Here is a 9,686-nt window from a genome sequence, read left to right as displayed (position 1 = left end):
CATCCGCTCGGACGGCCAGCACGTAGTCGATTCCGCGGTCCGCCAGGGCGGCCCGCAGGTGCGCGTTGGTGCCGTAGGCGGCGTCGGCCACGATGCCCGGCGGCCTCATGCCCCAGCCGGCCAGCTGTTCCGCATGGTTTTCGCGGGTCACGGCCGGTTAATCCCAGCCTAATCAGGTCGCCGGTCCAATGGACGTCGCCGAGGCAGGGAGCCCCGGTGAGGAGGTGGGACCGTGAGGATCCGCGATATGGCCGTGCTGGCGGTCATCCCGTTCGCGCTGACGCTGACCGCGTGCAGCAGCAGCGGCGACAGCGGCGTCGCCAGCGCCGACAAGGGCAAGTCCGCCGCGACCGCCCGGGCCAGCAAGTCGGCGGACGCTCGGGAGGCGCAGCTCAAATACGCCCAGTGCATGCGCGAGAACGGTGTCGACGTCAAGGACCCCGAGCCGGGCCAGCCACTCCGGGTGACCGGCAGTGGCGGCTCCGGCAAGAACACGCTGGAGGGGGCAGCGAAGAAGTGCCAGAAGTACATGCAGGACGCCGCTCCCGCTGACGCCGACGCAAACGACAGCAAGGCCCATGACCGAATGGTCAAGTTCGCGCAGTGCATGCGCCAGAACGGCGTCGACATTCCCGACCCGAAGCCCGGTGAGGGCCTGAAGATGCAGGTTCCCCAGGGCTCCCGGGCCAAGGCCGAGGAAGCGCAGAAGAAGTGCCAGAAGTACCTGCCCGGTTCGATGCAGATGGGATCCTCGTGAGCACGCCGGACACCATGCGGGAGTCGTCCCCGAACGGCACCGCTGGCGCCTGGCCGGAGGAGCCGGGGGAGCGGCGCTGGGGCAAGCGCGCCTTCTTGATGGCGGCCGTGCTGGTCGTCATCGTGGCCGGCGCGGCGACCGCCGCCCTCACCCTGAAGAGGGACGACTCGTCGGCGGGCAAGGCCGAGGAGACTGCCATCGCGACGGCACCGGTCACCCGGGGAGACGTCGTCGAGACCGAGTCCGTCGACGGCAAACTGACCTACGTCGACGAGCGGACGATCCCGGCGACCGCGAACGGGGTGGTCACCTGGATCCCGGTCGAAGGCGCGACCGTCACCCGCGGCAAGCCGCTGTTCAAGGTCGACAACAAGCCGGTCACCCTCATGTACGGGTCCCTGCCGCTCTACCGGACCTTGAAGGAGGGCGTCGAAGGCGCCGACGTGAAGGAGCTGGAGAGCAACCTCAAGGCTCTCGGCTACGGCGACAGTCTCTCGGTCGACAAGGACTTCACCTCCGCGACCGCCGAGGCCGTCAAGAAGTGGCAGGACGACCTGGGACTGGTGGAGACGGGCACCGTCGACGCCTCGCAGGTGGTGTTCCAGTCCGGGCCGCTGCGGGTCAGCCAGGTGGCCCTGGAGAAGGGCGGCAGGGCCGGCGCCGGCGCGAATGCGCTGACGGTTACCGGTACCGAGCCGACCGTCCATGTGGACCTGGACGCCGCCAAGCAGAACCTGGCCAGAAAGGGGGCCACGGTCGGCGTCATCCTGCCCGACGGCAAAGAGGTCAAGGGCAAGATCACCTCAGTGGGCAAGGTGGCCAAGGCCGGCAAGGAGGGGGGCCAGTCGACCATCGACGTCGACATCAGGTTCTCCGCCAAGAAGAGCGGCAACATCGACCAGGCACCGGTGACCGTCAAGCTGGAGAGCGAGCGCGCCAAGGCCGTGCTGTCCGTACCGATCGAGGCGCTACTCGCGCTGCGAGAGGGCGGCTTCGGAGTGGAAGTCGTCAAGGGCACGGGGAAGCACATCGTGGCCGTGAAGACCGGCACCTACGGCGGCGGACGGGTCGAGCTCTCCGGTTCCGGCATCGGCGAAGGAACGAAGGTCGAGGTGCCCAGCTCATGAACATCGTAGAGCTGACCGGCGTGACCAAGGCGTATCCGGGCGGCGTCAAGGCACTGCGCGGGGTGGACCTGGTGATCGAGCCGGGCGAACTGACAGCCATCGTCGGGCCGTCCGGCTCGGGCAAGAGCACCCTGCTCAACCTGATCGGCACCCTGGACCGGCCCTCCACCGGCCGTGTGGAGATCGCCGGGTACGACGTCGCCGAACTGTCGGACCGCGAGCTGTCCACGCTGCGTGCCCGGCACATCGGATTCGTGTTCCAGTCCTTCCATCTCGCGGACGGCGTCAGCGCCCTCGACAACGTGGCCGACGGACTCCTCTACGGCGGGGCCTCCCTGCCGAAGCGGCGCGAGGTCGCACGTGCCGCCCTGGAACGGGTCGGCCTGGGCCACCGCCTCAGGCACCGCCCGCACCAGCTCTCCGGTGGTGAACGCCAGCGGGTGGCGGTCGCCAGAGCGGTGGCCGGGGAACCCGATCTGCTGCTTGCGGACGAGCCGACCGGAAACCTCGACACCGCGGCCGGCTCGGAGGTGTTGAGCGTGCTGATGGACCTGCACCACGCCGGCACCACCATCGCGATCATCACGCACGACCAGGACATCGCGCAGTGGGCGCCCCGTCAGGTCCGGGTCCGGGACGGCAATATCGTCACGGACGGCGGCGCGGGCACCGGACGCAATCTGACCGCGGCATGGAAGGGGGTGTCGGCATGAGCGGCGCGGACCAGGCCGCGTCCGTCGGGACCGGGCAGTCGACGAAGCCCGCGCGGCGGCTGTCGCCGGCCCGGCTCGCGCCCAGTGACATCTTCCGGGTGGGCATGTCCGGGCTGCGGTCGCGGCCGACGAGGGTCGTGCTGTCGGCCCTGGGCATCGCCATCGGCATCGCCACCATGGTTGCCGTCATTGGTATCTCCTCGTCCAGCAAGGAGCAGTTGCTGCGTCAGCTGGACTCGCTGGGTACCAACATGCTGACGGTTCAGCCGGGCCAGACCATCTTCGGCGGCGATGCCAAGCTACCCGAGACGTCGGTCGCGATGACCAGGCGAATCGGTCCGGTCGCGACCGTGTCGGCGACTGGAAAGACCGACGCCACGGTCCGGCGCAACAGCCTGATCCCCGAGGAGGTCACGCAGGGCATCGCGGTCCAGGCCACGACCCCCGAGCTGCTCAAGACGCTCGACGGGTCGGTCAGCAAGGGCGCCTGGCTGAACGCCACTACCGCCAAGTACCCGGCCGTGGTGCTGGGTTCGGAGGCGGCCAAGCGGCTCGGCCTGTCCCACGTGGGTGACCAGGTGTGGATAGCGAACCGCTGGTTCACCGTGGTGGGGATTCTTCAGACGCTGCCGCTGGCACCGGAGATCGACCGCTCGGCCCTGGTCGGCTGGGACGCCGCCGAGAAGTACCTGAACTTCGACGCCCATCCCACGATGATCTACGAACGCTCCACCGACGCCTCTGTGGAAGACGTCCGCAACGTCCTGCCCCGCACCGTCAACCCCGAGAACCCCGAAGAGGTGAAGGTCAGCCGGCCCTCCGATGCGCTGGCGGCCAAGGCTGCCGCCGCCGGAACCTTCACCAGTCTTCTGCTTGGACTCGGCGCGGTGGCGCTGCTCGTCGGTGGCGTCGGGGTCGCCAACACCATGGTGATCTCGGTCCTGGAACGGCGCCGCGAGATAGGCCTGCGCCGCTCGCTCGGCGCCACCCGCGGGCAGGTGCGTACCCAGTTCCTCGTCGAGTCGCTACTGCTGTCACTGCTCGGCGGCGTCGTCGGAGCGGTCCTGGGATCGGCCGCCACGATCGTGTTCGCGCTCTACCGGGACTGGCCGCCGGTCGTGCCGCCGTGGGCCTTCGGCGGAGCCATCGGCGCGACGCTGGCCATCGGGACCATCGCCGGCATCTATCCGGCGATGCGGGCGGCCCGGCTCTCTCCGACGGTGGCCCTCGCCACCGCCTGACCCGTTCCCCCGGTGGCGTCCCCCCGTCGTCGCCGGGAGAGGCTCCGGCGGCCGTACGATCACGTCGACCGGCCGCCGAAGCCTCGTCCTGGTTCCACCGGAACCTCTTGTTGGCTGCGGTCAGCCATTCGAGGCCGCTTCCGCCCGAGCCTGCAGCCGCAGGTCCGCCGCCGGGCCACAGGCTGGCCAGCCACGATCACCTCGATGGCTCCGCACGCCTTCATGCCGGCGCCGAGCGCCAGGGCCTGCCAGCGGGTCAGCCTGCTCAGCCGTGCGCCGAGGCAGGCGCCCGCGAGCCTGACGGCGACAGTGACGGCGAGCACGAGCAGGGCCACGGCGAGCACCTCGGGGTCGGCCGGCGCCGGGTCAGGTCGGTGCGCACGTCGGCGGCGAGAAGACCGGGGCCAGGAACACGGGACTCCTTCCGGAAAACGGACGGGTTCGGGCATGGAGTACGCGCATGGATCCGACGTCGCGGGGCACGGGCGGCGCGCGGACGGCATTCCCTGTGCTTTTCGACCGGGAAACGGGGATTTCCGAATCCTCAAATGCCCGTTGGAACCACCTTATTGGAACCTAACATCCCTTGCGTAACCATCGCATCGGACACTGACCCGGGGGGAGGAACATGCGCGTGCTTGTCGTCGAGGACGAGGAAATCCTCGCGGAAACCATCACCGAGGGACTACGGGACCAGGCCATCGCCGTGGACACCGTCTACGACGGGGCAGAGGCCCTGTACCGCACCAGCTACACGAACTACGACGTGATCGTCCTGGATCGCGATCTGCCCGAGGTGCACGGCGACGAAGTGTGCCGTCAACTGGTGGCCCAGCGCAGCAGCAGCCGGATCATCATGCTCACGGCGGCCGACGACGTGACGGAGAAGATCGACGGCCTCTCGCTCGGCGCCGACGACTACCTGGCCAAGCCGTTCGTGTTCGATGAACTGGTGGCCCGGATCCGTGCGCTGGCCCGCCGCTCGGCCCCGCCGCTGCCGCCCGTCCTGGAACGCGCGGGCATCCGGCTCGACCCGCAGCGACGCACCGTCGAGCGCGACGGACGGCCGGTCGTCCTCACGAAGAAGGAGTTCACGCTGCTGGAGGAGCTGATGCGGGCCGACGGACGGGTGGTCAGCGCGGAGGAACTCCTCGACAAGGCATGGGACGAGAACATCGACCCCTTCAGCAATGTGGTTCGGGTGGCCATGGTGGCACTGCGCAAGAAGCTCGGTGAACCACGTGTCATCGAGACCGTCACCGGCGTGGGATACCGGCTGTGAAGGGCATGCACATGAGCCTGAGGACCCGGCTCACCCTCGTCTACGGAGCGCTGTTCCTGGTCACGGGCACCATCCTTGAGGCCGCCACCTACGCGGTCACCGCCCGTGCCGTGCACACCGAGTTCAAGGTGCTGGTCACCAAGCCGCCCCAGGAGGAGATCCCCGGATCGACAACAATCACCTCCCACAACGACATGGCCGAGCAGATCGCCAAGCAGCAGCAGGCGGTCCTGGACCAGACGGTGCAGAGCGCGGTGCTCACGCTGCTGGCCCTGGCCGTCCTGTCGGTACTGCTCGGCTATCTGGTGTCGGGATGGATGCTGCGGCCCCTGCAGCAGATGACCGCCACCGCCCGCAGGCTGTCGGAGAGCACCCTGCACGAGCGGATCGGCCTGACCGGGCCGAACGACGAGATCAAGGAACTCGCGGACACCTTCGACAGCCTCCTCGAACGGCTCGACCGGGCCTTCAACGCCCAGCGCCGGTTCATCGCCAACGCCTCGCACGAACTGCGCACCCCGCTGGCGATCAACCGCACCACGATCGATGTGGCCCTGGCCAAGCCGGGCGGGGTGCCCGACGCGGTGAAGACTCTCGGGCACAAGCTGCTGGGCACCATCAGCCGCCAGGAGCGGCTGCTCGACGGTCTGCTCCTGCTGGCGAAGTCGGAACGCGAGCTGCAGGACCGGTCACCCGTCGACCTGTCCGCCCTGGTGTCGCACGCCGTGGAACAACTCGCCGAGACCGCCCGGCGGGTCGGCGTGACGCTCCATCATGTTCTCCACCCCGCACCGGCCGTCGGTGACCCGGTGCTGCTCGAACGCTGCGCGGCCAACCTGATCGAGAACGCCGTCAAGTTCAATGTCGTGAACGGACAGATCTGGATCCGGACGCGTGAGTCCGCCGGCTTGACGTATCTCCAGGTCGAGAACACCGGCCCCAAGGTCTCCCCGGAACAGGCTGAGTCGATCTTCGAGCCGTTCCGTCGGCTGCGGACCGACCGGGTCGGCTCCGCCAAGGGGGCCGGGCTCGGACTGTCGATCGTACGGGCCGTCATGAACGCCCACGAGGGCACCGTCCAAGCGCACCCCAGGCCGACCGGCGGACTCGTCATCACGCTCCAGCTTCCGGCGCCTTCTCCCCAGGGGCGCAGACGGATGCCCGAGGAGAAGGCCAGCCGTGCCGCAGTAGGTCCCGGACAGGACCTGGCATCTACCGCCCGGCCCGAGTGACCACCGGCACCGTGTTGTCCAGCTGTCGTTTTTGGGGGGTTGTAGATGGTGTTACGGGGTGGTGTGTCACCTGGGGTGTTGTTGGTTGGTTGAGAAGGCTGGTGGAGTGGTTCAACACTTCGCAGCGCACCAGGCCGCTTTGGCGTCGGCCCGTGAGCTGGCCGACACGGAGACCCTGGGACGCGTACTGGGCGCTCTGGGCTCCTCTTACAGGTACCTCGGCCATCTCGACGATGCCGAGTCGTGTCTGCGCGAATCGCTGGTGCATTACCGGGCCGTGGGCAACCGCCAAGGGGAGGCGTCCACGCTCATCAGCCTGGGCAACCTGGAGGCCCGGAATCGCCAGGTCGAAGCCATTGAGACCTTCGCGCTGGCGATGGTCATCGCCCAGGAGACGGGACACGTGCGGTATCAGGGGATATGCCTGCTCAACAGCGGCGCCTCGTTCAGGAGGATCGGACAACCCGCTGAAGCGTTGCGCTTGTGCACCGAAGCGATGCCGATCGTTCGCGAGCACGACGGGCGCATGAGCGAACTCAGCCTCCTGCGCAACATCGCCGAGGCCTATGTCGACATCGGGGATGTCGACCAGGCCATCCAGCACTATCGCGAGCATGATGAGCGCAGTACCACCGTCGGCGCCGACTTCGAACGAGCCGACACGCTCTGGACGTCGGCGATCTCCTGAGTGGGTTGGAGCGGGTCGAGGAAGCGTGTACAGCATGGACCGAGGCTCTCCGGCTGTTCGAGGAACTCAGAGATCCGAAGACTGACATAGCCCGGGCATGCTTGGACCGGCACGCATAGGGTTCGAACGGGTCAGCGCCACGTGTCGCCCCGACGTCACCAAGGCCACCATCAACTCCACGATCTGCGTATCCGGCTGGACTTCGACCGTGCGCTCACCGACCTCATACACCAACCCGCTGAAAATCCAGCAGATTGGTGAGTACGGGTACAGCGACACCAGCACCGCCGACTGCGAAGAAGACCACCTCGTTCCCCTCGAACTCGGCGGCGCGCCGGCCACCTGCGGTGGTGCAAGGCCTGCGCCGGCGTCACCTACGAGGTCCTGGCGGAGCGCGTCAAGGTCAGCGCCACCACGCTCCAGCGCGCGTCGGGCGGGATCGTTCTGCCCACGCTCAGGGTGGCCCTGGCGTACGAGGCAGCCTGCGGCGTCTCCGACGGCCGGGCACGCGAGCTGTGGGAGAGGGCGCCTCAGGCCGAAGGGCGACGGGATAGGCGGCACGCGAGCGCGTTGCCACTGGGGAAGGCGCCTAGGCCGGACCTGATTGCCGACCGGGCCGACATGGGCCGTGCGCTGGCGGAACTGCGGGAGCGCAGCGGGCCGACCTACCGCGCCATGGAACGCAATGTGGAACAGCGCCCTGAACTGGGGCCGCTGTCCCGCTCCACGGCATAGCGCATCCTCACCCGACAGTCCTTCCCACGAGCCAAGAGCAGTTGCTGGCTCTCCTGCACGCGTGCATGGTGCCCGAGCGCGTGCGGGACGACTGGGTGCAGGCGTGGAAGAAGGTCCACCGGGCACAGGCCCTGCGGGAACCAGCCCTCCCCCCGACCCCGAAGCTGGACGTCAGGGACGCCGAGGCCCGGCTCCGGCAGTACGGGCTGGAGGCTGCGGAGTCCTACCGGAGCCTGAAAACGGCCTGGAGCGTGCGCTGCTGCTTGTGCGGGGTGCTCTTCCGCGTCCAGCTCAGCGCACTGACACCGGCTGGACCGGATGCCCCAACCGATGCCCCCGAAAGCTGTCCAGCACCTGCGCCTGAACCGGCCCCACCTGACGGCCGGCGCCCTCGGTGCGCGGGCCGCCGTGCCGTGCCGGGACGGCACGGCCGAGGAGGTGGCCGGCTGACAGAAGAGGCTGCCACATCCATCCGTCAGGTAACCGGCTCCCTTACCGGGACCTGGGGCGCTGTGTCGCGTCTTCGCTCCAAGGGCCACAGGGAACTTTTGCATCCCGCAGCCCCCACCATCGCATGCGGACAGCCCGCGTGCCCGAACCCCGAGGGGAATCGCTCGTGTCCACACTCGCCCTGCTGGTTGTGCTGCTGTTGGTCCTGGTTGGCCTGCTGGCCGTCGCCGCGCTCGGCTACGTTGCCTACCGCCGTCCGGTGCTCAGCCAGCCGCTGACGGTTGCCCTGGCGGGTGCCGTGGTCCTGGTCGCCGTGGTCACTACGGTCACCACCGCCGGCGGCCGGTGAACTGTGATGCCGGGTCGAGCAACGCCGCGTCGAAGGACGAACTCGCCAACGAGGCCCTGGTGCCGCAGTCGGCAACGTCGTCGGCCGCCTCACTTTCAACGGCACCATCATCGAGACCGGCACCGACTCCTATCGGCTGGCCGGCACCCGAGCCCGCGCCGAGCAGGTCGAAGCCGGCTGACTGGCGTCTTCATGCTGGTCCGCTGCCCGTTGCGGCGGGCCGGCCAAGCTCAGGGCTCGTTCATTCAAGGAGTGCGAACGACGCGCGCTCTTGCCACTTCGCACCGTCATGCACCATGAGGTCAACTGATGCGACCCGGGAGGTGAAGGGGGGTCTGCCGAGCAGGTCAGCCTCGATCTCATCCAAAACTGCATCCTCCTGACCGTCAGCGACGGTCAGGTGGGGCACGATCTCGGCGAACTGGCCCCCATAGGGAGGGGCTTCGGCCACCGGTCAGCGATCACCTCAGTGAGCAGCCGCAACTGCGCGTCTGGCTCCGGAGCGAGATACAGCACTCCTGGAAACCGCCCGCAGCTCTCAAACCGCAGTTCAAAGGCATGATGGCTGCCGAGCACATCAGTGAGAGTCGAGTGGACCCGCGCATCTATTCGGCTCTCGTCGAGGAACGGGAAAAGCACCGTGACATGTGCTGGCACTCCTGCTTGGGCTGACGGATCGAACCGTTCACGCCATGCGCGGACAGCCGGCTCCGCGTCCGGGATCCTGACGATCAGTCCCGTCCGGCCTGCCTGAAACCTGCTGGTGCTGTCGACTGCCATGACACCGCATGCTGCCACCTCGGAAGCCGACCGGCAGCACTCATGATGCGTCCATGACCATGAGCGATCCGAAGCACGAAACAAGCGGGGAGCCGACCGCGCCGGACCACGACTGCCGTCATTTCCCGCGAACATCCAGACGGCCGACGATCACCAAGCGCCGCTGGAACCAATGAACAAACGCTGTCGGTTGCAGGGCTCTGGCTCAACTTCTGTGATGCGGCCACTCTGAGTGAGAGTCAGGCTCCTTCGAGCCATACACGAAGTCGCCCGAAAATGATTCGTGGGCAAGGTGGTTGGGCTGACAGTTCGGGGCCGTGGAAGAGGTCGTG

The 9,686-nt window shown here is 68.1% G+C and carries 11 protein-coding genes and 2 pseudogenes; 9 read left to right on the top strand and 4 right to left on the bottom strand.

Annotated features, from left to right (window positions below):
- A pseudogene (locus ACWD3E_RS42865) lies at positions 1-130 on the bottom strand (transposase); the annotation flags it as partial.
- Between the two features lie 117 nt (positions 131-247).
- Between ACWD3E_RS42865 and ACWD3E_RS42860 the strand changes: the two are divergent.
- The 4 genes from ACWD3E_RS42860 to ACWD3E_RS42845 are packed head-to-tail and all read left to right on the top strand — an operon-like array spanning position 248 to position 3,838.
- Complete coding sequence (locus tag ACWD3E_RS42860) at positions 248-757, top strand: hypothetical protein (RefSeq protein ID WP_451392876.1); 510 nt, start codon at positions 248-250, stop codon at positions 755-757.
- Positions 754-1,884 carry a peptidoglycan-binding protein gene (locus tag ACWD3E_RS42855; protein WP_451392875.1) on the top strand — a complete coding sequence of 377 codons (1,131 nt, stop codon included), beginning with the start codon at positions 754-756 and terminating at the stop codon, positions 1,882-1,884. The genes ACWD3E_RS42860 and ACWD3E_RS42855 overlap by 4 nt, the downstream gene beginning before the upstream one ends.
- Positions 1,885-1,886: 2 nt before the next feature.
- Positions 1,887-2,597 carry an ABC transporter ATP-binding protein gene (locus ACWD3E_RS42850; protein ID WP_451392877.1) on the top strand — a complete coding sequence of 237 codons (711 nt, stop codon included), beginning with the start codon at positions 1,887-1,889 and terminating at the stop codon, positions 2,595-2,597.
- Entirely contained in the window at positions 2,594-3,838 is a 1,245-nt protein-coding gene (locus ACWD3E_RS42845; RefSeq protein WP_451392874.1) for an ABC transporter permease, read from the top strand. The genes ACWD3E_RS42850 and ACWD3E_RS42845 overlap by 4 nt, the downstream gene beginning before the upstream one ends.
- 59 nt (positions 3,839-3,897) lie before the next feature.
- On the opposite strand, the gene ACWD3E_RS42840 is transcribed toward ACWD3E_RS42845, so the two are convergent.
- A complete protein-coding gene (locus tag ACWD3E_RS42840; protein WP_451392873.1) occupies positions 3,898-4,173 on the bottom strand; it encodes a hypothetical protein in 276 nt (91 codons plus the stop codon).
- 293 nt (positions 4,174-4,466) lie between these two features.
- Here ACWD3E_RS42840 and ACWD3E_RS42835 point away from each other — a divergent pair, with 293 nt between their 5' ends.
- The 5 genes and pseudogenes from ACWD3E_RS42835 to ACWD3E_RS42815 form a co-directional block, all read left to right on the top strand.
- Positions 4,467-5,120 (top strand): response regulator transcription factor, encoded by a 654-nt coding sequence (locus tag ACWD3E_RS42835; protein ID WP_451392872.1) that lies wholly within the window; start codon positions 4,467-4,469, stop codon positions 5,118-5,120.
- Between the two features lie 11 nt (positions 5,121-5,131).
- Positions 5,132-6,352 carry a sensor histidine kinase gene (locus ACWD3E_RS42830; protein ID WP_451392871.1) on the top strand — a complete coding sequence of 407 codons (1,221 nt, stop codon included), beginning with the start codon at positions 5,132-5,134 and terminating at the stop codon, positions 6,350-6,352.
- 85 nt (positions 6,353-6,437) lie between these two features.
- Entirely contained in the window at positions 6,438-7,040 is a 603-nt protein-coding gene (locus tag ACWD3E_RS42825; protein ID WP_451392870.1) for a tetratricopeptide repeat protein, read from the top strand.
- 1,351 nt (positions 7,041-8,391) lie between these two features.
- Positions 8,392-8,574: a hypothetical protein gene (locus tag ACWD3E_RS42820; RefSeq protein WP_451392869.1), complete on the top strand. Its 183-nt coding sequence runs from the start codon at positions 8,392-8,394 to the stop codon at positions 8,572-8,574.
- Positions 8,575-8,650: 76 nt separating this feature from the next.
- Positions 8,651-8,755, top strand: a pseudogene (locus ACWD3E_RS42815) (IS21-like element helper ATPase IstB); the annotation flags it as partial.
- A gap of 60 nt (positions 8,756-8,815) precedes the next feature.
- Here ACWD3E_RS42815 and ACWD3E_RS42810 read toward each other — a convergent pair.
- Complete coding sequence (locus tag ACWD3E_RS42810) at positions 8,816-9,025, bottom strand: hypothetical protein (protein WP_451392878.1); 210 nt, start codon at positions 9,023-9,025, stop codon at positions 8,816-8,818.
- Positions 8,971-9,354: a 2'-5' RNA ligase family protein gene (locus tag ACWD3E_RS42805; protein WP_451392868.1), complete on the bottom strand. Its 384-nt coding sequence runs from the start codon at positions 9,352-9,354 to the stop codon at positions 8,971-8,973. Before ACWD3E_RS42805 ends, ACWD3E_RS42810 begins: the two co-directional genes overlap by 55 nt.
- Between the last annotated feature and the right edge of the window lie 332 nt (positions 9,355-9,686).

Source organism: Streptomyces sp. NPDC002676 (assembly GCF_053592455.1).
Note: the sequence above shows the minus strand (reverse complement) of the source record. Positions and strands in the feature narration are given on the sequence as shown.